Below are 23993 nucleotides of genomic sequence, written 5' to 3'. Positions count from 1 at the left end.
TTTTCATAATTTTGAAGATTAGATGAAACTTAGTTTTATTTAGTTACGGCCTTCCAAACTTGTCGGTCAAACAGGGTTTGGGAGGCTATTTTTTTGTATATGTTCTATGTCATAGGCATAAGGATCTATTGGTTGGTATTGCTTCTTGGTGAGCAAGATCATGGTTGCCGTATGGGCATACCTCACCTGGCTCACTTTTAGGGCTCCTCCCCTAGCCTGTAAACAATGCTAAAATTTAGCATAGCCGATGCAGCAAAGGGAAAGCCTTAAATGATGTTAGGCTGCTTTGTCGATATTTGGCCGGATGCCAAAAATGTGTGGATCGTGGATTATGGGATAAAAGGATTTTCGAGTTCCGGAATAATTGGTACAACACAAATCCCATAATAAATGTACCGGTTTACATTTTCTAACCAGTTCAGTGCAAACCTATATTGGGTTCTTGGGCTTTTTGGTAAAGAGAATGTCGTACACGGTATGCTGCAAAAGAACGGTAAGTTGCCCAGTGGCGGTTTTACCATTTAAGTTACATAAGGTGTGTTTCATAGCTCTTCTAGCCTTTTGGTTACTGCTTGCAAAACTCTGAGTAAAACAACGCTCAGATAAAGTGGGTTAAACCCCACTTTAAGATCCAGGTACTGGTATGGCACACTTTGATAAGAAAACCCATGCCCCGGGTCATGGGCATCTTGCTTATCATCCCGTGCATTAAGTTACCAGTTTTTAGACCGGGAATCCAAGCGACTGCTTCTAGACTAATTCAAACAAAGAAGAATCGCAAACATATGTTACTGAGACAAATATAAAAAAAATATTTATATGTGGGTTTATAAACCCACAAAATTTACAAAGAAAATAAAGAAATTGACTTTTTTAATCTATGCCACACGATTCACAGAAATTGGAGTTTCAATCTTTATTTGGTAATCAAATTAAGAGGATTCGTTTGGCACAAAATTTAAGCTTAAGAAAACTTTCCCAAAGGTGTAATCTTGACCATAGTGATATTGCCAAATATGAAAGAGGTGAAGTCAATATTCAATTATCCACAGTCTATGAATTGGCTGTTGGGTTGAATGTCCACCCAAAAGAATTATTCGACTTTAGAATAGAGATGTACGAAAACTGATTAGTTAACGTATTATCCAAGTCTGGCTTTTTTATTTGGTCATAAATTTTCCAACAATATCATTTGGCATTGTTGGTGAAGAATCGTCTTTTAATAGTCCCGTTTCGGCACGACTAAATAATGCTTGCATTATAAGCTGTTTATCTTCTTTATCTACCGTGGAATCTTTTAATAATGATAAATAGAAATAGGTCAAAGTATGTCTCTCTTCACAGTCACGAGCCAAGTGAAATGAACTAAACATAACTTTAGTTAATGCTCTAATTGCGAAAGCCATAAACGAAATAAACGTGATATAAATTATTGACCACCGTATAGCAGCACTTTTATCTCCATTAAAAAATGATTCGTAGATCTGTTCTGGTGTTATCCAAAGTAGTTTGCCTAACGAAAATACTACTACGAGAACAAGACTGACTATAACAGCTAAAGCAATCCAACCTTGTTTTTTTAATTTTTCAGCCCTTTCAGCCCAATATTTTGCTGGTTCTTCAAGCTTTAATTTCTCTTTATAAGTGTTTTCAAGTTCCTCTAAGCGCTTGTCTGATTTTGTACTGAAACTCTCAAATTCTCCCTTTGTATTTATAAACCAGTCTGAATACGTTTTTTCTTTGTCTTCTTTAAAGCCATCTACAGCTTTCAAATATTCTTGATATTTTTCTGAGCTGTTTTTTAGATGCTCGACTAATTCGCTATATAATTTTGGCAGGCTATTTTCAAAATTTGTGCGAAGACTTGAAAGGGAGGATTTTTCTTTATTTCTTCTCTCTGTTAATGCAGTTGAATCTTGCAATGTGAATTCATACGCCAATAAGTATCCGTTGAAATTGTGCTTAACGTTTATACTTTGATCTAAATTACCGATCAAATAAGTATACGCTCCAATAAAAGATTCAGAATGGTTTTTATATACTTCAATTAAAAATTCTGTTTCAGGGCAATTATACGTAAAGTATGTACTCGTATTATTTTGTATTCGACTTTGAGTGTTTCTGAAGTAACTATTTAAATTAGATTCATGTTCTTGAGACCCGTAAGAATCGATAAAGCTAATCAATTGGTTTTCTATAAATTCAAAGTGTTTTCTTGAAGCAAGAAGTTCGGCAGGTAAATTTTGGGTTAATTTATCCCACCCTTTAATTTGTTGATTTACGAACTTATGCAAATGTCCAAACCCCTTAAATTCATAACTCAAATTCAAATGTGTATATCTCAAATTAAATTTAACAGAGTTGAACCAATCGGTATTTACAGTTTGAGATAGTTTTTTTCTAAATTCAGTTTGCGTCATATTTTTTGAGCCTGCAGGTAACAATTGACCATAGTTATTAATTTTTTTTCTGTTTAGGTTAAAATCACTAAATCTTTTTAGTTGCCAGTTTAATTAATTAAGAAGCTTTGTCCTTAACTTCACCTACCCAATTTTTTCTTACGCCTACACCAATAGCTTACCAAATCCTTAGTCATATAGAAAAACAAATAAATGAGAAGCAAGTTGCGAGAAACCACAAAGGGAAACAAAACACGACATCTTAGGTGAAGGTGTGACAAAAAATAAAATCTTGAGATGGAGGTCCAGATTATTATCTGGATGGGCTAGTGCCTTAGATATAAAATATTTTGTACTACGTTTTACTTCTTTTTCGGTGGTGGTGGCGGTGGGTTATGCATTGTCGGAACATTACCTTTGATTATAACTTTTCCTCCAGGATTATTTGTAGGTTCTCCGCTTGGACCAGTTGGCCTTGGATTACTACTTGGTACATTTTTTTTAGCCATCGATATGATATTTATTTAAATAATTATTCGTTTCTATTTCTGTTTTATTCATTAGCCATTTATATCTCTTGATATTTAATTTTGTATCAATTTCCTCGATCTCTTCCCAGTCACTTTGTCTAAATTCAAAATATTCATCTAGTCCCTTTATTTCTGCGACTCTTCTATACTGATAATTTGTCCATAATTTCTCGAGTTTGTTGAAGTATTTAGTGTACATCATTCTTAATCTCCCAATTTCCTCTATATCTTTATCCGAGCGAATGATTTGGTTTTCAATCAGCAATAATAACTGCACAATTGCAATTAATGCAAATGCAATCCAAACGTAATTCTCAAAGTATTTCCAACTTAAAATTCCACTAAATGAGACTAATAAGGTTAGAATTTGAAAAGTCTTTTTTAGTGTTCTTTGAAAGTTTAGATACTTTGATAGGTAAACTTCGCCATATTTCATATTGGCTAATTCGTACCATACTTTATTCATATAATAAAATTAACCTTTATTGATTCAAAATCAGAAGATTATATAGTTGGGTTATTAACATTTTTTTTGACAATGGCACTTTTTCAAAATGTACTACAACAATTGGCTACATGATCACTGATCATATAGCTCCTAATTAGCCTGATTATCTAACTAAGTGGCTTATTGTTATTGCTTTCACCACCCTAGTCAAGTTAAGTCAGGAATTCCTAGAAACCATGCCATAAAGAAAAGCAATTCATTCAAAAGTAAGTTGCGGGAAACCGTATTTTGAGATGGTTTTAGTTTCTATTTATTATTGCGGCAAAAAAGAAATGAAGAATAGGAAAATTTAGCTGCCCCTATTTATTGGTTCGCCAAACATGGTTTAATCAACACGTTCTTCATGTTTCGCCATACCGCCCAAAGGAAGACTTAACGATTGTAAGCCGATTTTTGTCTATAATTTACATATTAAATAATTTATAAAAGCAGAACAAGTAATTAACATGAATCTTGCTTCTTCTAAATCTACCATTATTTCATTCTCTAACAAGGAATGTCTAATTCCTCCTTCATCTGAAGTGTAACCGTATAGAGCACTAAATGCACTTTTCAAACTACCTGGGATTTTATGTTTTGCTTCGATAATTTTTAGAGCTTGACCTAAAGTAGTTTTATCATTTTGAACTATGATTTTAGATAGTGATTCAACAGCGGAAATTGATTCTTTAATTGAGTTCCTATAATCAGGATTTTTTTTATCTGCATATAATTCAACAGCTCTTTTTAAATGTGTTTTTACTGGATTGAATTTGTCAGTATTAGATATTGCAGTTTCAATTTCTATGATTTCTTCTTCAGAGTTGATTTCAACTATTTTTCCGTCAACAAAACGATATGCTGACATTTCTCTTTTTAAATATTCATTGTAAATGTGCGCAAAGATGTCATCGTCATAGTTAACAGAGAATTCTATAAAGTCAAAAACATAATCCCATTCGGCAGCATAAAACCATTCACGAACTACAGCTTTTGCATTCCATTCAGCTATTTCACCATAAGCCATATCTAAATTATCTATAGGCCATTTAAAAAAATGCATCCAAAGAGCTCTATAAAAACTTGTTTTGTCAGAATAAGCTTGAGAACTGTATTGCGCCTTTTCTTTTTTTGTGCCAAGTGTCACTTCTAAAAATGCGGACCACAAAGTATTTCTTAACTCGGTGCTCATAAATTCTTTTTCGAGTTCTACTTTTACTTCTCTGTTTCCTATTCTTTGTGAAAATCTCATATTTTTTCAAATAGCTTACAATAATTAGATATAGTCATTAGCTATATATCCTTTGTAAGCCTAATATAGTTAATCCTTATCGTTTAATATATACTGTTTATAAACTTCCTAACATTAACTTATGTGTATTGCTAACAACTGCGTAAGCCTTGACCTAAACCACATCAAGACCAAACTCAACATTAAAACCTGCTAAATCCTGCCTGTTTTTGTAGGGCAGTATGCCATTTTCATCATATAATGTTTTACCTAGAAATTTAATGGTTCGTTCGGTTATCTTCATACTTCAACAACTTCTTGTTTACCCTCAAAAGCTTCTTTTAAAACCGCCTGCATCAGCATTTGAGCGTCGGCTTCACTTGTTTTTATTTGTTCTTCTAAACCTTGACATTTTTTCATTAGCAATTCTACTTTTTCTACGATTGCTTTCTGTTCTTCAAAGGGAGGAAGTGGAATAGTCGTACTTTTGATATTGCCCTGAGAAATGTTTACTTGACTTTCAGCCATACCAGTCATATTTGGTATTAATAATGCACGAATCGAATTACTATTAAGTAAAGAAACTAGAAAGTCTGGGGCAATAAGACCAGGGACATGTTTTAGTCTAATTGTTTTATCGCTCAATATCAAGTTCGATTTTATTGAATTCACTTTACATGAAATACCAGTTCGATTTAAAGGTCCGGCCCTAGTAATCAATATGTCGTTTTCCTCGACTTTCTGACTAAGGTTGATACTAAATTTTGCAGGCAGAACTTTATTTTCTTTCTCTAAAAAATAACCACTCTGTATTGAAGTAGTTGTAAGTACTCCCCATTCATTTTTATTTGCTGGTCTTTTTTCACATTGTGGACTTTTTCCAGAATCTGAATACAATAAGATTTCACCCAACCTACACCAAACCCAACCTTCAGGGATTTCAAAAGGAATCTCTTCTTCCAAAATAGGTGGAAGTGCTTTTTCCTTTTTGATTTTCTTGTCTTTAATGAGTTGGGCTTTTTCTGCTTTTATGCGTTTTAACAATTCGCTTGCTGGTTCCACTTCGGCTCCGCTCAGTGTACGTTTGGTTCGCCAATCGGCTGTTAGTTGGCCTTGTATGGCTTCTTGGAGTATGGACTGTTTGAGTAGCTCAACACTCTTTTCTTGACTTCTAATTTGTTTGATTATTTCTTGACTTTTTTCAAAGTCATTCAAAACTCTTTGAATATTATTTTCAAGTTCTTCAAACCCATCAACTGAAAAACATTTTGAAATTTTAACTGCATCTCTTTGAATTTCAATGTCAATTTTAGGTACAATTAAATCTTTCAGTTTTGTTGCATTTACACTTGGTCTAAATTCTCCTTTATTCATAGAGACAACTTGTGACCAATACACATAACTATTCAAGAATAGATTTAAAAATTCTGGGTTGTTTTCTTTATTCGCTCGTATTCTTATCAAATAGCCCGCATATATTGCTTTATCAGGTGGATTGTTAATTATAAAACTTTTTCCTGTTGTGCCACCAGTTCGTGCAATTAATAAATCATTTCTATTAAGTAAATAAGTGTCTTCATCTGAGCAATCACAAAAAGGCACCGTATCCCAATCAACCTTACCATCTGTAATATCGCTTATTCTTAAAAATTTGTTTTTACCACTTTGCAAAGCAGAAGCATTGTAACCATATTGAGTACCAGTAATTAAGTTTTCAAGTTTTGAATAACCACCATACTCGTCAAACAAGTACCTTAGTATTACAGTATTTTTAATTTGCTCTTTTATGATATTGACATCATTTAAGAATGTCAGTGGAATGTATTTAAAATTCAAACTCATTGACCAATTTCTTTTAATAGGTTTGAGATTTTATCTTGACTCTTTTGTATTGCCAGTATTAATTCTGTCTTTGAATATTCAATTTCCTCTTCCTCAACAAATGGATTTTTGATATCCAAATCCCAATTTTTTAAATCTGAAATATTTACTTTCCAAGCCACTTCACTTTCCTTTCTGTTGTTCCACCAATCTATAATAGGTCGGAATTCGCTAAACTGTATCGGTTTGGTTTTGGAATAGGATTTTTGTCCTTCCGGTAATTTGTGCTCGTAATACCAAATATCCTTGGTTTTGCTCCCTTTTTCAAAAAACAATAAATTGGTACTCACGGTAGCAGGGAAAAAGGTACTTTGTGGCAAACGGATAATGGTGTGCAGGTTACAATCGGTCAATAGCTTTTCCCGTATGCGTGCCTTTACACCATCACCGGTAATAGAACCATCAGGTAAAACAATGGCCCAACGTCCTTTGGGTTTTAACAGCTGTAGCATCAATATCACAAACAAATCGGCAGATTCCTTACAACGGTAGGTGGCCGGAAAGTTGGTTTCTACACCGTCTGCAATGCTGGCCCCAAAGGGTGGATTGGCCAGGATAACATCTACCCTGTCTTTAGCCCCAATGCTGTTGTATTCCTTTTTTAGACTGTCCATATAATGATAGTCCGGAATATCCATTTCATGAAGGATTAAATTGGTCAAACCCAACACATAGGCAACTGGTTTAAATTCCCATCCTGTAATACTATTTTGCAATTGGTGTTCGTCCTCTACGGTATGCACATACTTTTCCCGTACATGGTCAATGGCAGCAGTTAAGAAACCACCGGTGCCCGCAGCAGGGTCCAACACCTTTTCGCCCAATTTAGGGTCGATCATTTGGGTCATAAGCTGGGTTACGGCTCTTGGCGTATAGTATTCGCCTTTGTTACCCGCATCGCGCAGTTCTACCAAAATACTTTCATAAATGTCACCAAATATGTGCTTGTCCTCCGAATTGTTAAAGTCAACTTCATTCAGTTTATTAATGACCTTGCGCATTTCATACCCGGATTTCATGTAGTTGTTGGAGCCTTCAAAAACCTCTTTTACAATGGCGGCTCTTTTTGGGTTGGAAATGCTTGTCAGTTCTCGCAGTGTTGCAAACAAACCTTTGTTGTCCTGTGCATTGCTATCAATAAACTCCAAAAGTTCATCACCAGTTATTCCTTCGGCATCAGTTGCCCAACTCCTCCATTGAAATTTCTCCGGGATTACGGATACATAATCGTCTTTGGTTATTTCCAGTTCCTGGTCCTTATCGTCCATTATTTTCAGAAACAACATCCATCCGAGTTGCTCTAATCGTTGCGCATCACCAGAGATACCTCTATCCTGTCTCATTATATTTCTGATACTGCTTATAACAGCGCCTACGTTTGCCATTTATTTACCTTTTAATTTTTTACTCGTCGAATCTATTTGTTTAATGAAGTCTTTCTCAACTTTAGAAAGCTCGTTTTTCATCTTTTCTTTATAATTCTCATATTCTTCATGAGCTTTTTGCAGTGCTTTTTTGTGACTTACTTTTCCTGCATTGGTTAAGATTTCACTTCCTGTCATGGTTAAAAAATCATCCAGTCTGCTAGCCCAATCTTTCATGTACATAGGCTTGCGATTCAGAGCTTGGAGTTCTGCTAATTCCAAATATGCCGTTACCATTCGGTTAAGTACATCCAACTCTTTTTCATCCAAGTAGTTTTTGGCTACCTCTGTTTCTTTTTTTGTTGGTTTTTCACCTTTGAAATTAGTGAGTCCAAGATTTGGCTTTGAAGCATCTATTCGTTGGTAAATCACCTCTGCAGCCGTTTGACCGTGAGCTGCCCAATGCATTTTGTTTTGTACTGTTTTGAAAAATGTTTGAGATAGATCCGCTTTAGGGTCATAGTCGATACTCGTAGCATAAATATCCAACACCTTTCGCCAAAAGACTTTCTCGGACGAACGTATATCCCTGATACGGGACAGTAATTCATCAAAGTAATTACCCCCGCCAGCTTCTTTGAGCAGCTCATCGTTCATGGTAAAACCTTTTACGATGTATTCACGCAAGCGTGCTGTTGCCCATTGTCTGAACTTGGTCCCTTGAATGCTTTTTACTCTGTAACCCACTGAAATAATGACGTCCAGATTGTAAAAATTGGTAGGTTTGGTAGAAAAATCGGAAATCCCGATTTTTCTCATCGATGCCTCTTGATCCAGTTCACCTTCTTTGTAAATATTAAGAATATGCTCATTAACGGTTGATTTTCCTTTTTGAAAAAGCTCCGCCATCTGCTCGATAGTTAACCAAACTGTTTCGTTTTCTAAGCGGGTCTGGATTTTGGTCAGGCCGTCTTCGGTTTGATAAATGAGGAATTGAGAATTGCCGTCCATTATGCTCCTGTTTTATACAGTTCTTTTTCCAATTCTTTTATTGCTTTTATGTATTGTGGTTTGCCCCCAAAGGCATTTACAAGTTCCATAGGTGTTCCCAATTTATTCAATGGGTCAAGTTTCAAAACCTCAGTACTTTCAATGGTTATTAAGCCGTCTTGGGCATATTTATCCAAAAGACTTTGCAAAACCTTTTGAGCTTGCTCGCCATATTTGGTGAAATAGTTACGCTTTTTTACGTTGTCCGCTCTTTCTTTTCTTGTGAGCGGTTTTGATTCAAACGCCACATGACAAATTAAATCGAAAGGGTCAAAGGCCGCTCCGACATCATCTTGTAAGGCATCGAAGAAAACACCCTGCTCTTCCAGTTCATTGACAATCGCCTTTTTCTTCTCGGCATTGTTCCAAGAGTTTAAGAATTCATCCAAGGTTTTGTATTGCTTGGTTACGCTATTTTTGGTGTAATCCCTTAATGATTCCGTAATAATCTTACCATCTGTACCCAAATACTGAACTCTTTCGTTTACGATTTTTACTTGCACACCATCTACCCTTATTTTTGCTCTGGGTTCCTCTAAAATTTCACCGCCGCCGGTAATTTCCGGATATTCAGGAGGTTCAGGGAAATCTACTTCCTCGCCGTCGACATCAATAATTGGTGTATCCGTAGTTTCTTCTTCGGTTCCTGAAAGGTCTTCATCCTCTCCAACATCTTTTATCATTACCGGATCCCCATCAAAATCAGGGTCGGCAAAAAGGTTGGTGACATTTCTGAAATCCATAATCGTAAAATAGGTCTTGCCATATTCCTCATTGATTCTTGTGCCCCTACCAATGATCTGTTTAAACTCGGTCATTGAACCTATATTGCTGTCCAACACGATTAATTTACAAGTTTGGGCATCCACACCTGTGGTCATTAACTTTGAAGTAGTGGCAATAACGGGATAGGTCTCCGTTGGATTGATAAAGTTGTCCAACTCCCGTTTCCCTTCCTCATTGTCGCCCGTAATTTGCATGATGTATTTGCTGTTTTCAGCAAATAAATCAGCATTGGCATTGGCCAAAGCTGTGCGCATGCCCTCTGCGTGTTCAATATCTATACAGAAAATAATAGTTTTTGCAAATCGGTCGTATCCTTTTAAAAACTCTGTAATTTTTGCGGCTACAATTTTTCTGCGTTCCTCGACAACAATGTTTTTGTCAAAATCTGTTCGGTTGTAAATTCTATCTTCAACGGGATAGCCATCCTTGTCCAAAAAACCCGTTGGTGGCCGCCAACCTTCCGCATCAATATCCAATGTTACCTTAACTACTTTGTAAGGAGCTAGGAAACCATCATCAATTCCTTGCTTAAGTGAGTAGGTATAAATGGGTTCACCAAAATATTCGGTATTTGAAACCTCAGTTGTTTCCTTTGGTGTTGCTGTAAGTCCAATATGGGTTGCCGTATTGAAGTATTCCAATATTTCCCGCCACTTACTATCCTCTTTTGCGCTACCTCTGTGGCACTCGTCAATAATTACCAGGTCGAAAAACTCGCGGCTGAACTGTTTGTAAGCATCATCACCGTTGCTGTCAGAGAGTCCTTGGTAAAGAGCTAAATAAACATTGTAAGCGGTATCAATTTTTTTCTTTTTGATGATAGTCAGAGCATCTTTAAAATGCCTGAAATCACCTCGTGCGGTTTGGTCAATTAAAGCTGTACGATCCGCTAAAAACAAAATCCTTTTTTTTGCTCCACTTTTCCAAAGTCTGTAAATGATTTGGAAAGCGGTATACGTTTTGCCAGTTCCAGTGGCCATCACCAAAATGATTCGCTGCTGTTTCTTAGCAACTGCCTCAATGGTCCTATTAATGGCATTTTGTTGGTAATATCTCGGGGAACGACCTGAACCATCTTGGAAATAGTCTTGTGAGACTATTTCTTCAATTTCTGGAGATTCAATTCCCTTATACCTTTTGTATTTACTCCATAATTCTTGCGGACTTGGAAATTTCTCCAAGGAAATTTCTTTTTCAATTTCGCCGTCTGTGGCGGTTTTGTCGTGAAAGTAAAATCCGTCTCCGTTACTACTGAACACAAAAGGAATATCTAGAGTATTTCCGTATCCCAGTGCCTGTTGTATTCCGCCTTTGACCGAATGTTTGTTGTCTTTTGCTTCAATAACTGCGATTGGCACATTAGGCTTGTAAAAAAGGATGTAGTCGGCAAACTTTCTTTTTCCTCTAGCGGTAAGTTTTCCTTTCACATAAATTCGACCGTCAGTGAAGAATATTTCACGCCCCAGTTGAGTTTGCTCATCCCAACCTGAATTTAGAATCGCAGGTGTGATAAACTTGGCTTTAATGTCCGATTCGGATAAGTCTTTTTTATTCATTCCATTCTGATTCCCTTACCTATGGGATTTCGGTAAAATTATTTTCTTTATTCAAAAACTGCTTAATAGAGTCCAATCGATCTTTAAATTAATCACCTAATTTAATAAAACTTTTTAGTTGGCCTAGTTATTAATTAGTTGGCTTATGGCTCTGCTGCCCCCGGCCCTATTTTGTGGGGTCTGGGCGCTATTCGTTGGTTAAATTTTTAGAACTAAAGAAAAACAATTCTTTGAAAAGTAAATTGCGGGAAACCGCAAAGGGCATAGTGCTAATTATATTTGCGGTATTTGAGTATGTAAAACTATAGTGCTTTGGATAGGATACGGTGTTGCATCCAGTATATTACCAACCATCATTTTTGTCGGTTTTTCCGGATAAATAATTATATAGTGAAAGGTTGAATCTATTCAAAATATTCAATGTTTCATTAAGCCATGGCTGATAAATCTCTTTGTGAAGGTCAATTATTTTCTGCGATTTCCCATATTTAGGGTCTGGAGTCAATAATTCGATTGAATTTACAATAGTTTTCCCATTTTCTTCATCAGCATGATTAGTTTTTGTTAAAGTAGTTCTGTACTTATTGTCTTTGAAGTCAATCTCAATTGTATAAACCATATCATCTGTTCCTTTCACCTCCTCTGTACCAGAAATTCGAATAAACTCTCCTTCAATTTTGCTGGCTATAACTTCATCAGGGTAATTATAATTAAGTTTAATCCATTTTAAGGTGTTGTTATAAAGTTCCATACTTGTACCATTGACTTCAGTGACAAATGGATTTGGACTGATTTCACCAACTTCATCAAAAATATAAGTAGTTTGCGCAAATGACATAGAAATTATCATGCAACAGGCTAGGTTTGAAATTGTTCTTTTCATTGTGTATTTATTTAATTTAGAACAGTTTATTATTAACAATTGTAATGTTAATTAAAAGTAATGCAATCATAAAAATAACTACACCAATAAAAATTAAGATTCCTGAAAAGGTTTTGTTAGAACTGTGTTTTTGTGCTTTTCCAAAATCATCAAACCCTACAACTCCACCAGATGTTGTATTTTCAAATTCATATTTTAATAATCTTTTTCTCCAATTATAACCGCGAATTGTTAATATAGCTCCAAAAATTAAAAATGAAAACATTACTATCCAAAAGAAACCATGTGCCAAAATGTTATTAAAAGTAGCATTTGACTTTTCTTTTTGTTTCTCTTCATAGGCATCTTTTAATTTTTTGTTGTGTTGTTCTCTTCGAGAAAATACATTGTTGTATTGGTTTTTAGCTCTTTCGTTAAATAAAGTGTTTATAATATTTTTTTGAAATTCTTCATTATTTGAAAAATTGCCTATCGTTGCATCCCAATCTTTAGCATTTTTATCTAGCTCTAAAGATTTAATTTCGTTACTATATCTTTGACGGACCTCTTTGTAAAAAGTAATATATTCTTCATTCTGTTTCTTTTTTGCTGCCATAAGAACATTGTCTTCTAGCTCTTCAAAATCACTCATTCGATATAATGCGATTCTAGACAAACGTGATAATGTAGCACACTGTTGAATGTAGGTGTCCGCTTTATCTTTGCCTTTTATTTGGTTTAAAACCTTTTGAGCAGTTGGCATGTCAAAGAATTCGGGGTTATTTTGACTAAATAATTGAAAAGTCAAAAAAAACAATAAAAAAAATAAATTTTTCATATGGTTAACTAATTTAGTCATATTCAACTGCAACAATTGGATATAGTCATCGACTATATATCTTTTATATGCCTAATTTAGTAAATCTTTTTATTGGGCTGGTTATTTTTTAGGGGCTTATAGACCTTACTTACACTATCCTATTTTTTCTAGCCCAGACATAAATTGACTTACCCAATTTTTCTCATAAAGAAAAGGAAATATTTAAAAAATAAGTTGCGGGAAACCGTAATTTGGGATGTTTCTAATTTCTATTGTCCATAGTGGCACAATTGGTTCGAAATGCATGGCACTTTAAACCGCAGTATCAACCAAGACAAAGAAGAAAGAATAGCGAGCTTTGTAGTCTTACCCATTGGAATTGGCACAGGCCAACAAGGCGATGCAGCTATCGGCCATTGCCTACAACATCAAAAAATACCTGAAATTCACGGGAAAACGCACAAAAAGTGGAGCGGGAAGCATAGTTCTGCACAATTGTATGGAAAATGTACTCCACAAGTCTATTTGCTTCCTTTTTGGCACTATAAAAATGAGTGGCAACACGTTCGTTTAAAAAACAAAACGGCCCTAAAAGGCCGCTTATAGCATCGATATTTTAAAAATTATAGGGTTGTGCAACAGTTACCATTGTTGGGCGTAGTTATTTTTTTATTGTTTTGTAAATCCAAGATATCATTATTATTACTATACTAAATAAGGAAATTGATATTATTGAAAAAGAAGTTTTTAAAACATCAAATTCAAAAAGGTTAATATTTGAAGTTGTAATTATATTATAAAGTTCAGGAACAGATAAATACCAAATTAGAAAACAAAATATAGTTGATAGTATAGATTTGCTCATTAAAAAAGTTTTATCTTTTTTCCAATCTTTAAATTTTTTTGACTGTACTTCAGGTGGACGTGGTTGTTTTAAAAATTCATTCACAATTTTTCCAATATGTGAAAAAAGCAGTCCTTGGAAAACAAGTAAAATACTGAATGCGGTTAAATGGTCAATCATCAGCGACATCGATTTCAAATTGTTCTCTCAAAAAATCGTACGTGTCTTCGGGACACTCATATATTGCTAAATATCCTCTTTTTTTTGTTAAAGGAAATAGCTGTGCATTTCTTTGTGATAAATATGTGTTAATTTCATCTTTAATTACTCCAGATGTAATTTCCATTTCATACTTTCCACTATCTTGATTAATAATAGCAGTTCGAATAACAGATTTAATTGTATTTCTAATGAAAAGAGCTATTTTAGTCCTAAACCTTGAATTAGTGTTTCTTAGTAATGTTCTGCTTTGTGATTGAGTAATTTGAAAAATACTAGAAATTTCGTGTTCAAATGGAACTCTGTTCATAAAGTAGTGGTTTAATAAAAAGAATAAACGTTCTTGTTGTACTTCGTCTGCTCTTGTTGGAAGACCTTTTTCCTTGAACATCTTTATATATTCTATAAAAGAGGCTTTAGCTAGTTTTGAAAGATGTTCTTCAAGATTATCTTCTTCAGATAAATGAAGACATTCTCGAATTACCAACTTATCATCTCCTGTTAATTCATCATCACTGATACTAATGTTAATATCCATAGTGTTTTTTAATTACGCCCAACAATTGAATATAGCAAATAGTGCTTATATTCCTATTATAGATCTAATTTAACAAATCTTTTTTGTTGGCCTGATTATTAATTTAATGGCTTATAGCTCTGCTGATCCCTACCCTATTTTGTGGGGTCTGGCTATCGTTCGTTTGCATAATTTCATGGAACTAAAGAAAAACAATTCCTTGAGAAGTTGGTTACGGGAAACCGTAATTTTATTATTTTGGTAATTCAAAGTTCCATTTTAGTAGAGTATTTTTGTTCTCATTGATTTTATTTGTAATTGACTTGCGGTGAGCTGATCCACAAAGTAAGACTGCGTTTTCAAATTCATTATTTTCAATATAGGAGTTAATGTTTTCTAGCATTGTATTTTCACGGCTGTCATGGAAATTCAACCACTTTTTGTAAGCGATTTTATTATCCAAATTTCCTAATCGAGGTATTAAATAGTTTATTCTTTTAAATATTTTATCAAGTAGTTTGTTGTTTTCGTCGCTGTTCAAATATTTAAAGCCTAACAAGCTTGTATGTTCTTCGTGTTTATTCCAGGCATTTGTGAATATTTCGTCCTTTTTCAATGATTTTTTTATTTCTTCAATTTGACTTCTTATGTTAGCACTTAGTGGTGGATAAGTATCAACAGGAACCAAATAGAATGAATGAAATTCACATAATTTCATAATTGCATTTAACTCAAGTGAAGACTGATTTAATCCTATTTTGAATTCTTGGTACATTTTTGTTGAAGCTTCGCAAAAAATTGCATCGGGTTTAAGTTTATTGAGTATTTCAAATAGGTTTTTAGAAGTGCAATTGCCTTTCTCGGTATGAACAGTTGAAATTAGATTAATATTGATTTTCAATTGGTATAAGTGGAGTTTTTAATCATCTAAGATATTCGTTTCAAATCCATCAATACTCAGGTTGTTTTTGTTTTTCCAATATTCTTCAATTTTTTCCTCCCCTTGTTTTACCGCCCATGAATTTAAAGTTGTGCGTTCTTCTTTGAAATCCATAAAGGGCACCGCAAAGCCACAAGAAGTTTGAACCAAGTCCACTTCCATTTCGATAATTTGCCGAGCACCTACATTCTCAGGGAACAAATTGTAATATTGGTGAAAATCACTATCTCTTTTATGGTAGATTTTTGCTTCTCCGTACAGTCTTAAAATCAAAGGTTTCCCTTCAAAAGCACAGAACATAATAGTCATTCTATTATTCTTTAATAAATGCGCAGCGGTTTCATTTCCACTTCCTGTTAAGTTCAACCAAACAATTTTGTTCTTACTAATAACTCTAAATGAGTCGGTACCTTTTGGAGAAACATTAACTCTCCCATCATTAGCAGCTGTTCCTACAAAGAATAGTTTTTGATTTGCAATGAATTCTTGTAGATCGGTGGTAATAAAATCTAATTTCTTCCCCATATTTTTAAATTGGCTACGACTAATGGATTTAGATGTTCACTATATTTCCTTTATAGGTCTAATTTAGTAAATCTAGTTATTGTAATTAGAGGCTAATAAATTTTACTTACACTATCCCATTTGGCTCCTTCATGTCTTGGAGAAATATCGAACTCGTCTTAAATTGTCACATCCAAGACGAGTTCTCTTAAAAAATCTCCGCTAGTAGATTAATATTATGTATTACAGTTTTACATTGAGCATTACCTCATGGGTTCCATTGTTCATGCTTGCAATCGTATTATGCGGAGCGGCCTCATAGGCATAACCCAGGTGGAGCCCTTTGCTTGCCTTAAAGATAAAGAACCCGCCAAATCCTTCGTCCAAACGGTATGCTGCTCCTAGTTCAAACCGGTCCCCCATCGCGAATGCGGCCGTAAAATCGACCGATATGGGGGATGCCTCCACATATCTCACCATTAGGGAAGGCCTGAAAACAATATTGGCGTTCAGGGGTATATCGTAACCTGCCGCTGCATATAGGTGTATTTTATCCTCTCCCTGTTTGGCTATCCCGTTAGCATCGTCCAAGCGATCCGGACTAAGGATCCTTGGAACGGACAGGGAGGCGAAGAAGGACTTGCCTTTTAGGTAGGCGCCAGCACCTATGTTGGGCGTAAACCCACCGTCGATTCCCATTAGGCTCGGGTCGGATTGTATGCCATAGGTAACCAGTCCGTCCGTGTTCGCCTTATAGGAGTTTAAGCCTGCCTTTACCCCAAGAAAGAGGTGGGTATCTCCGCCAAGTTGCAAGTGGTAGGAGAAATCTAGGGCCATGGAAGTTTGGTTCTCAATGAAGGTCCTGTCATTAATGATGGAAACCCCAAGGCCCAAGTTTTTCCCTACAGGTGTTCCGAAGAAAACGGTCTGTGTCTCCGGGCTTCCTTCTATCCCGGCCCATTGGCTCCTAATGCCGACCCCGATATCGGTCCCATCGTTGGCCCCTGCAAAGGCGGGGTTCACCAGATTCATATTGTACCTGTAAAAGGTAAAGTTGGGATCCTGTTGGGCATTGGAAATACCCGATACCATTAATGCTGTTAGGATAAGATATACTATTTTGAATTTCATTTTTGTATTGATTTTTTTGTTAAACGATTGGCTTAGTAATTGATGAACAACCATCCCTGAATAGGTGCCGAGCCATTGGCCAGATCAATGACGTACATGTAGGATCCAGAAGGCAAGCTGTTACTCCTGGACTTATAGGTGGCGTTCCAATCGTTATTATATCCCTTGCTGGCGAAAACCTCGTGTCCCCATCGGTTGTAAACCTTGACCAAAGCATTGGGATAGTTTTCTATTCCGGGTATCATCCAGTAATCATTGATTCCGTCCCCATTGGGTGTAAAGGCCTGGGCAGGTACCAAGGTTGGTGTCACCGGTGTCTCTTCTTCCCCTGGAACAATAAAGCTGGTATCGTCCAACGGATCTGTATTGTTTGCCAGCTCATCTACATCCGAATCCCCGTCGTTGTCATCATCGGTATCAGAATTATTGCCAATACCATCGCCATCCGTGTCGGTATCTTCGGTGGCATCCAAGGGGAAGGCATCTTCCGCATCCGGAATACCGTCGTTGTCCTTATCGTTATCACAAGAATCAGCTATTGAATCCCCATCCGTATCCTCTCCGGTCAAGGTAAGGATCACTGTTTCTGTTGTAGTATTTCCATTGGAATCCGTTGCCGTTATCGTAATGGGGTAATCCCCCAAATCGGCACAGTCAAAATCCGTACGGTCAATACTTATGCTCACGGCACTGCAACTGTCATCACTATCAACTATAAACGCTTCCGCTGTTATGCTGATGGAACCTGTTTCATTCAATGGCATTTCAATATCCTGTACCACTACTGTCGGAGCCGTTACGTCCGCCAAGGTAACCTCAAAAGCGGTACTATCAGTATTCCCGTTGCCATCGTCCGCAGTTAGAGTAATGGTCTGCAATGTGCCGTGTCCGCTAATTACGGTACCCGCAATTGGCGATTGGGTAATCGTTGTTGTGCCACAATTGTCCGCAACTGTAGTTAAACCTGTATAGTCCGGGACAACAAAATTGCAATTGGCGTCCAGCTCTTCCTCTATGTTTTGAACGGCGGTCAATGTGGGAGGAATAAGGTCGTTAAAGGTCACGTTAAAGTTCTGCGTGCCTATTTCACCCAAACTATCCTCAATGTTAACCGTAATGGTGCTTGTTCCCGCCGCACCCTGTACCGGTGATATGGTAAACGTACGGGTATTGCCGTTTCCGGTAACGATAATGTCCGCATTGGCGACTACAGCTGTATTTGAAGAAGCCGCGGTAACCATAAAGGTATTGTCCCCCGGAAAGGTATCAGTAATCGTTAAGGCAAGTTCTGTGACCGACCCGTTGATACATTCGGACTGGTCCGCCACCACTGATCCTACGGGCGAATCGTTGGCCGTAGTCGTAAAAGAAACTTCATTTCCGTAGCCCGTCCCTCCAACATTGATGGCATAGGCCCGGGCAAAGTATTCGGTTCCGGAATCAAGTCCTGTTATTTCATCGGAGAAGCTACCGTCCCCATTACCGATTATTATTTTGGGATCATCATCCACATTGGGTGTGCCTGTAATGTTATAAACGATACCGCGTTCAGTAACCGTTAGCCCTCCGTTGTCGGTTACCTCCCCACCTAGGCTTGCCGTAGCGAATGTAACATTGGAAGCTGTTGTAGTGGTAACGGTTGGAGGAACATTTACCGTCATCGTTATTGAATTTGAACTTAATACATCCGTGGTAAACCGATCTACCTCTGCGTTAAAGTTTTGGGCAACCTCCAATGCCGATAAGGCTTTATTATATACCCTTATCAATCCCATGTCTCCAATCAAGGGATGCTGTCCCGGTGTTTGTCCGTCTCCGATCAAATAATTTGTGATGGAAGAAAGCGTAGCTATACCTTCGTTTTGGTCTGCTACCTCTACTCCATCTACATAAACCCTAGTGGTGATGTTTCCTGTTTCTATCCCTGCCGTATAAACAATGTGGTGCCAGACTCCTTCAGAAACCAATATTCCCGAATTTCTGTCTACATATTGCCCCATATCCCAAAATAAATTTCCAGAGGGGTCCACGCCCAAACGATAATTCAGGTTGGGTGTCGAGAACCAAAATTGATGACCGCCGTTTATGCGTTTTACCCAAGTTTCTACCGATAGCGCATTGGTAGACGTAATGTCCCAATTGTTCACTGCACTACTTTGAATCGTTGTACTGCTGTTTCCCTGAAAATTAAAACTACCGGCCCCTACAATAGTGGAATAGGAAGTAGCCAAGTTGGAAGGCAAGGTGGCGTCATTGTTATTGGAGCTAATATCCGTCCATGCCATTCCGGAACCGGGATAACTGGACCGGTCTCCGGCATCCAAATTTAAAACCAAATTTGAATTGACGATAGTTCCCGAATCAGCGGACAATTGCACCTCGATAATATCGCCATTTTCCAAATCTGAGGTAGTATAGGTAGCGTTGGTCTCTCCGGGAACCACAATTCCATTTTTCTTCCACAAATAATTTGTGGCAGCGGTTCCGGACGGTATTGCGGTAAACGTAACGGAAGCACCTGAACTAATGGTATTGTCCGTTGCGTTGGAGGATAATGTTAAGCTCGGATTTAATGAAGTGGTAAAACTCTCTTCACTACCATAAGCCGTACCTTCGCTATTGATGGCATAGGCTCGGACAAAATATTCGGTACCTGCGCTAAGCCCGGTGATTTCATCCGAAAAGCTTCCGTCCCCGGAACCAATTTGTACTTTGGTATCGTCATCTACATTGGGGGTACCAGTGGTATTATGGACAATGCCTCGTTCGGTGACGGTTGCGCCTCCATTATCGGTGACCTCTCCGCCAAGGGTTGCTGTGGTAATGGTAACGCCTGAAGCGGTAGAAGTGGTAACCGTTGGGGCAGTATTAGTATACAAAACAATAGGATCAGGGCTTACTGCGGGGTCTATTTCATTACCCCCACCAGTAGCTGTATGAATCCAATTCCAATTATAGGTTCCTGGATTTCCGTTGTTAGTCACATTTGCTATGGTTACTACAATCTCAGATCCACTAGCCACTATTGGATTGTCTAGAGTAATAAATGCTCCGCTGCCCCCAACAGAAAATATTCCTGCAACAGTTCTCGAATTTCCATTTACTAAAACGGTAATGTCTCCCACAGTTACACTATTAGTATTCCAGCCATTTGCAGTATTTAAAGCATATAAAATAGCATCACTCCCTCCTAAGTCCGTAACAGTAGTATATTCAAATGTATAAGTGACACCTGTAGCTCCTGCACTTAAGTTATCTGCCGACCAGGAAAAATTTTCTAATTGAGGGTTTGATGTCGTAAAACTTTCGACTCCACCATAACTCGTACCATCGCTATTGATGGCATAAGCTCGGACAAAATATTCGGTACCTGCAATAAGCCCGGTGATTTCATCCGAAAAGCTTCCGTCCCCGGAACCAATTTGTACTTTGGTATCATCATTTACATTGGGTGTACCGGAGGTGTTATAGACAATACCGCGCTCGTTTACGGCAGCACCGCCATTGTCGGTTATGTTTCCACCTAAGCTTGCTGTAGTAGCGGTAACGCCCGAGGCAGTTGTAGTGGTTATGGTAGCCACTTCAATTAGATTGATGGTAATTGTAAAGGTCTGGTTGGTCAATTCACCACCATTGGGATCGCTTACCTTGAATTCAAAGCTATCCGCGTTCTGATCAGCAACATTATTCGTATATCTGATCCTGTCATTATTGATGTCATCCAAAGTAAAAGTGGCATTGACTACCAATTCTATATCACCGGCCTCAAATACGTTGCTGGGATTGGAATCTATAAACAAAACACCGTATGAAACTGCCGAAGTAATGGTAAAAGTAATGTCAGAACCACTGCCTGTTTCAGCATCCGTGGCGTTCAATTTTCCAGAGTCAATGAGCTCGGTCGTCCCTTCATTGAGGGTCAATCCGTTGTTTACGCTAATTGATGGAGGTGTATTGGGAGCACTCGTTGCAAAACTCTCCACTCCACCATAAGAGGTCCCTTCACTATTGGTAGCATAGGCCTGATAGTAATAGGTGTTGGATGCACTTAATCCTGAAATACTTTCGTTAAAAACACCTGTGCCACTTCCGTCAAGAACATTCGTTACCCCACCCTCACCCAGGGTTGGAGTGTTATCTGAACTGGAGTAAACAAAGCCTCGGGCGGACACTGTTGCCCCTCCATCGGCTGTTACATTGCCGCCCAGGGTGGCTGAGGTGTCCGTGATACTTAATGCGGCGGTAGTGGTTAACGTTGGGGCGACATTGTTTACAGGGGTGCCCAAGGTGATTTTATCTACAAAAATATAAATATCACTCCCCGCATTATCGGTAATTTCTATACGATCGACATTTTGGAAAATAGACCTGGTGAGGTCGTTGGTGTCTAACAATTCAATAAAATCCCCACCAACACTTGTGGTAATTGAACCTGTACTTACCCCATTTCTTTTACCTTCAATTTTGATAACATATCCTCCTCCTAAGTATTCAGTGAGTTCAATACCTCTAAAATCAAACTCATTTCCATTTTGTTCCTCTATCACAATTATGGGGGATCCGTTTCCTGCATTGTCAACAACACCTCCATTTAGGGGATTATCATAATAAGCTAAATCGTTTCCAGTTGCCACTCCTGAAGAATTAGCTTCAAAAATTTGAATATCCACCTCCGAGATATTAGGAGTATTGGCTTCTCCATCGGTAACCTCTGGGCCTAAATTGGTTGCATTTGGAGCTTCAAAATCCAAAGTAGGATTTGTACTTAAGGCCACAGCTGGTGAAGATGTTGTAAAGGATGTTTCGTTACCATAAGCCGTCCCCTCGCTATTACTAGCATAAGCCCGTACAAAATATTCAGTTGCAGCCGTTAGACCAGTAATTTGGTTAGAAAACGTTCCTGTTCCATTACCGATTTGTACTTTGGTATCAGAGATTGTGGGCGTGCCAGTAGTGTTGTATACAATACCACGCTCGTTTACGGCAGCTCCGCCGTTGTCGGTTATGTTTCCACCTAAGGTTGCTGTAGTAGCGGTAACGCCCGAGGCGGCTGTGGTGGTTAGTGTTGGAGGGGTGCTACTACTAGCTGCTCCCTGCCATTCGATATCATCCATACCGAGATTCGCAATATCTGTTCCAGTAATTATTATTTTATCAACATCGTCAAAATTTGCGCTGGAGGTAAAAATCGAATTCATATCTGTTACTGAAAAATTTTGGGTACCTGTTGACACATTATTTTTAAATCCTTCAATTAATAGACTATAAGTAAAACTAAAGCAATTAAAAAGGTTGTTGAATTTGATTGTGCCTAAATCGATCTCGCTGCCACTGACAGTTTCTATGGTCCAAGTTGTTGCCGAATTAGTCCCCGCAGTGAGGTCTCCAAAACCAGTATTGTTGCATCCCCAAGAATCTGCAGTTCGATATCTATGACTGGTCGTTGCACCTCCAGAAATTGTAAACCTAAATATCTCACCATTGTTACTTATAGTATAAGGATTGCCAATTTCTTGATTATCTATAAATCCTTGGTCGTCAAAGGTAATGGTGTTTTGAGATAAAGCCGAACTACTGTGGAGTATGGCAAACATGAAGAAAATAAGTAAAATTAACTTATTGCTTTGTTCTGTAAATGTGGGTAATTGTTTTTTCATTGAAAAAGTAATCTTGGTTGATATTGCTTTAATTTTTAACAGGGCAATAGTAGGACATTCTACTTTTGCCTATACAGAAATGTTGTGAAAGTGAAAAATTTTGATGTTTACACCTATAAATTTTGTAAGAATAATAATGTTAAAATGACCAACTGTGATTGCCGTACCACAAGCGCATGGAATAAAAAGATGGACTTACGGGATTTTTGCCGGATATAGTCCAAGTTGTGGGAAGTGCACAGTATTTGACCGGCCAAGGCAGAACTGTTTAATTGCTAGTGGGCCAGCAATACTAGTGAATGGCACAAGCCTGCCCGGCCGTTAGGACGGGCCTGTCTCATCCTCCCTTAGATTTGACTAAAAATATAAACGATTGCGATATTGTTGAAAGGGGGGCGGAGGAGACTTATATCTTCGGATAATTTACGTAACTATATTGTAAACCAAAAAGTAACCGGGTGATTTAAGCGGGATTGAAGGCAATAATAACCTAGAAGGCTCTTAAGAAGAAGTGAGCACAAGTTTATTCAGTCGGGTTATAGAATTTGTATTGGCTTTTCATTTTAAATTATCTGCAATATGGTCTGCCAACGAAACGTTGTTACCTGATTTTTGTACCACAAATGCTTTCACCGTGTTTAACCAACCCTTGACTCTTTGGGTAAGGCTAAAAAATGTTTTGCCTCTTACTTTGGGATTTGACTAAAATTCAATTGATCTGTTTCCCAATTCCAGATTGACATACCAAAGTTTCCGGAATCCTCAATGACTTTCATTTTATTATTACTTATCATTTCAATAACTATTCTCCCATTTAAATTACCTTTTCCAACGGAAATATCAGACCAATCTAAAATAATCTGATTGTCAATAATTGTTCCATTTCCAACATGACACCAATTTTCACCTAACTCATTTTCTGTGGTCCGGTTGTTCATGCCCAACCAAAAGACCTTATTTTGAACAACATTAATCCAGAATAAATTATCTCCAGTTGATTTCCAAACTCCATTTTTGATCAGTATATTCTCTTTCATATTATTTTTGCTCGATACAACTAAAAATAGTTATATTTTTTTGGGAAGGCTATAATTAGAATGACGTACAAGTGCTTTTTGTAGGTGTAGCCTTACCCTTTTTAGGACATCTCTAAATTCAACAATTTTTCTTTAATATTGGTCGTTTCGGGGAAGAATTCTTCCCCGAAACGGTCTT

Annotated in this window: 19 protein-coding genes; 2 read left to right on the top strand and 17 right to left on the bottom strand. The window is 37.4% G+C overall.

What is annotated here, in order from left to right; genetic code table 11:
- Positions 1-880 precede the first annotated feature (880 nt).
- A complete protein-coding gene (locus MWU82_RS23025) occupies positions 881-1129 on the top strand; it encodes a helix-turn-helix transcriptional regulator (RefSeq protein ID WP_247098085.1) in 249 nt (82 codons plus the stop codon).
- A gap of 31 nt (positions 1130-1160) precedes the next feature.
- On the opposite strand, the gene MWU82_RS23020 is transcribed toward MWU82_RS23025, so the two are convergent.
- The 10 genes from MWU82_RS23020 to MWU82_RS22980 all read right to left on the bottom strand — a co-directional run bounded on the left by MWU82_RS23020 (position 1161) and on the right by MWU82_RS22980 (position 12984).
- Positions 1161-2420: a DUF6161 domain-containing protein gene (locus MWU82_RS23020; protein WP_247098084.1), complete on the bottom strand. Its 1260-nt coding sequence runs from the start codon at positions 2418-2420 to the stop codon at positions 1161-1163.
- Between the two features lie 480 nt (positions 2421-2900).
- Positions 2901-3395: a hypothetical protein gene (locus MWU82_RS23015; RefSeq protein ID WP_247098083.1), complete on the bottom strand. Its 495-nt coding sequence runs from the start codon at positions 3393-3395 to the stop codon at positions 2901-2903.
- A 439-nt stretch (positions 3396-3834) separates the two neighbouring features.
- Positions 3835-4668: a hypothetical protein gene (locus tag MWU82_RS23010; protein ID WP_247098082.1), complete on the bottom strand. Its 834-nt coding sequence runs from the start codon at positions 4666-4668 to the stop codon at positions 3835-3837.
- 154 nt (positions 4669-4822) lie between these two features.
- Positions 4823-4951: a hypothetical protein gene (locus MWU82_RS24325; RefSeq protein WP_281502465.1), complete on the bottom strand. Its 129-nt coding sequence runs from the start codon at positions 4949-4951 to the stop codon at positions 4823-4825.
- The gene (locus MWU82_RS23005; protein ID WP_247098081.1) at positions 4948-6489 is read right to left on the bottom strand and encodes a restriction endonuclease subunit S; all 1542 of its coding nucleotides are present in this window, start codon (positions 6487-6489) and stop codon (positions 4948-4950) included. Before MWU82_RS23005 ends, MWU82_RS24325 begins: the two co-directional genes overlap by 4 nt.
- On the bottom strand, positions 6486-7913 hold the full coding sequence (locus MWU82_RS23000) for a class I SAM-dependent DNA methyltransferase (protein ID WP_247098080.1): 1428 nt from the start codon (positions 7911-7913) through the stop codon (positions 6486-6488). The genes MWU82_RS23005 and MWU82_RS23000 overlap by 4 nt, the downstream gene beginning before the upstream one ends.
- Entirely contained in the window at positions 7914-8903 is a 990-nt protein-coding gene (locus MWU82_RS22995) for a virulence RhuM family protein (RefSeq protein ID WP_247098079.1), read from the bottom strand.
- Positions 8903-11284 carry a DEAD/DEAH box helicase family protein gene (locus MWU82_RS22990; protein ID WP_247098078.1) on the bottom strand — a complete coding sequence of 794 codons (2382 nt, stop codon included), beginning with the start codon at positions 11282-11284 and terminating at the stop codon, positions 8903-8905. Before MWU82_RS22990 ends, MWU82_RS22995 begins: the two co-directional genes overlap by 1 nt.
- A gap of 343 nt (positions 11285-11627) precedes the next feature.
- On the bottom strand, positions 11628-12167 hold the full coding sequence (locus MWU82_RS22985) for a hypothetical protein (RefSeq protein WP_247098077.1): 540 nt from the start codon (positions 12165-12167) through the stop codon (positions 11628-11630).
- Positions 12168-12183: 16 nt separating this feature from the next.
- Positions 12184-12984: a hypothetical protein gene (locus MWU82_RS22980; RefSeq protein ID WP_247098076.1), complete on the bottom strand. Its 801-nt coding sequence runs from the start codon at positions 12982-12984 to the stop codon at positions 12184-12186.
- A gap of 282 nt (positions 12985-13266) precedes the next feature.
- Here MWU82_RS22980 and MWU82_RS22975 point away from each other — a divergent pair, with 282 nt between their 5' ends.
- Complete coding sequence (locus tag MWU82_RS22975) at positions 13267-13572, top strand: hypothetical protein (RefSeq protein ID WP_247098075.1); 306 nt, start codon at positions 13267-13269, stop codon at positions 13570-13572.
- 55 nt (positions 13573-13627) lie between these two features.
- On the opposite strand, the gene MWU82_RS22970 is transcribed toward MWU82_RS22975, so the two are convergent.
- The 7 genes from MWU82_RS22970 to MWU82_RS22940 all read right to left on the bottom strand — a co-directional run bounded on the left by MWU82_RS22970 (position 13628) and on the right by MWU82_RS22940 (position 23815).
- Positions 13628-13990: a hypothetical protein gene (locus MWU82_RS22970; RefSeq protein ID WP_247098074.1), complete on the bottom strand. Its 363-nt coding sequence runs from the start codon at positions 13988-13990 to the stop codon at positions 13628-13630.
- Positions 13983-14567, bottom strand: coding sequence for a hypothetical protein (locus MWU82_RS22965; RefSeq protein WP_247098073.1), 585 nt, complete (start codon positions 14565-14567; stop codon positions 13983-13985). Before MWU82_RS22965 ends, MWU82_RS22970 begins: the two co-directional genes overlap by 8 nt.
- A gap of 232 nt (positions 14568-14799) precedes the next feature.
- Positions 14800-15447 (bottom strand): hypothetical protein, encoded by a 648-nt coding sequence (locus tag MWU82_RS22960; protein WP_247098072.1) that lies wholly within the window; start codon positions 15445-15447, stop codon positions 14800-14802.
- 18 nt (positions 15448-15465) lie between these two features.
- Entirely contained in the window at positions 15466-16011 is a 546-nt protein-coding gene (locus tag MWU82_RS22955; RefSeq protein WP_247098071.1) for a pyridoxamine 5'-phosphate oxidase family protein, read from the bottom strand.
- 222 nt (positions 16012-16233) lie between these two features.
- Entirely contained in the window at positions 16234-17121 is an 888-nt protein-coding gene (locus MWU82_RS22950; RefSeq protein ID WP_247098070.1) for a type IX secretion system membrane protein PorP/SprF, read from the bottom strand.
- A 32-nt stretch (positions 17122-17153) separates the two neighbouring features.
- Complete coding sequence (locus MWU82_RS22945; protein WP_247098069.1) at positions 17154-22778, bottom strand: gliding motility-associated C-terminal domain-containing protein; 5625 nt, start codon at positions 22776-22778, stop codon at positions 17154-17156.
- Positions 22779-23464: 686 nt separating this feature from the next.
- Positions 23465-23815, bottom strand: a complete 351-nt coding sequence (locus MWU82_RS22940; RefSeq protein ID WP_247098068.1) for a hypothetical protein — start codon at positions 23813-23815, stop codon at positions 23465-23467.
- Positions 23816-23993: the final 178 nt, after the last annotated feature.

Source organism: Arenibacter sp. S6351L (assembly GCF_023016025.1).
GTDB classification, from domain to species: domain Bacteria; phylum Bacteroidota; class Bacteroidia; order Flavobacteriales; family Flavobacteriaceae; genus Arenibacter; species Arenibacter algicola_B.
The sequence above is the reverse complement of the archived record's forward strand: the minus strand, read 5'-3'. Positions and strand labels throughout refer to the sequence as shown.

Excerpts from the sequence above, each read along its gene's own strand:
- MWU82_RS22980 (WP_247098076.1), bottom strand. The coding sequence starts at position 12,984 with ATGAAAAATTTATTTTTTTTATTGTTTTTTTTGACTTTTCAATTATTT.
- MWU82_RS22975 (WP_247098075.1), top strand. The coding sequence starts at position 13,267 with ATGCATGGCACTTTAAACCGCAGTATCAACCAAGACAAAGAAGAAAGA.
- MWU82_RS22970 (WP_247098074.1), bottom strand. The coding sequence starts at position 13,990 with ATGATTGACCATTTAACCGCATTCAGTATTTTACTTGTTTTCCAAGGA.
- MWU82_RS22940 (WP_247098068.1), bottom strand. The coding sequence starts at position 23,815 with ATGAAAGAGAATATACTGATCAAAAATGGAGTTTGGAAATCAACTGGA.
- MWU82_RS23020 (WP_247098084.1), bottom strand. The coding sequence starts at position 2,420 with ATGACGCAAACTGAATTTAGAAAAAAACTATCTCAAACTGTAAATACC.
- MWU82_RS24325 (WP_281502465.1), bottom strand. The coding sequence starts at position 4,951 with ATGAAGATAACCGAACGAACCATTAAATTTCTAGGTAAAACATTATAT.
- MWU82_RS23025 (WP_247098085.1), top strand. The coding sequence starts at position 881 with ATGCCACACGATTCACAGAAATTGGAGTTTCAATCTTTATTTGGTAAT.
- MWU82_RS22990 (WP_247098078.1), bottom strand. The coding sequence starts at position 11,284 with ATGAATAAAAAAGACTTATCCGAATCGGACATTAAAGCCAAGTTTATC.
- MWU82_RS22985 (WP_247098077.1), bottom strand. The coding sequence starts at position 12,167 with ATGAAAAGAACAATTTCAAACCTAGCCTGTTGCATGATAATTTCTATG.
- MWU82_RS22945 (WP_247098069.1), bottom strand. The coding sequence starts at position 22,778 with ATGAAAAAACAATTACCCACATTTACAGAACAAAGCAATAAGTTAATT.
- MWU82_RS22965 (WP_247098073.1), bottom strand. The coding sequence starts at position 14,567 with ATGGATATTAACATTAGTATCAGTGATGATGAATTAACAGGAGATGAT.
- MWU82_RS23000 (WP_247098080.1), bottom strand. The coding sequence starts at position 7,913 with ATGGCAAACGTAGGCGCTGTTATAAGCAGTATCAGAAATATAATGAGA.
- MWU82_RS22955 (WP_247098071.1), bottom strand. The coding sequence starts at position 16,011 with ATGGGGAAGAAATTAGATTTTATTACCACCGATCTACAAGAATTCATT.
- MWU82_RS22950 (WP_247098070.1), bottom strand. The coding sequence starts at position 17,121 with ATGAAATTCAAAATAGTATATCTTATCCTAACAGCATTAATGGTATCG.
- MWU82_RS23010 (WP_247098082.1), bottom strand. The coding sequence starts at position 4,668 with ATGAGATTTTCACAAAGAATAGGAAACAGAGAAGTAAAAGTAGAACTC.
- MWU82_RS23005 (WP_247098081.1), bottom strand. The coding sequence starts at position 6,489 with ATGAGTTTGAATTTTAAATACATTCCACTGACATTCTTAAATGATGTC.
- MWU82_RS23015 (WP_247098083.1), bottom strand. The coding sequence starts at position 3,395 with ATGAATAAAGTATGGTACGAATTAGCCAATATGAAATATGGCGAAGTT.
- MWU82_RS22995 (WP_247098079.1), bottom strand. The coding sequence starts at position 8,903 with ATGGACGGCAATTCTCAATTCCTCATTTATCAAACCGAAGACGGCCTG.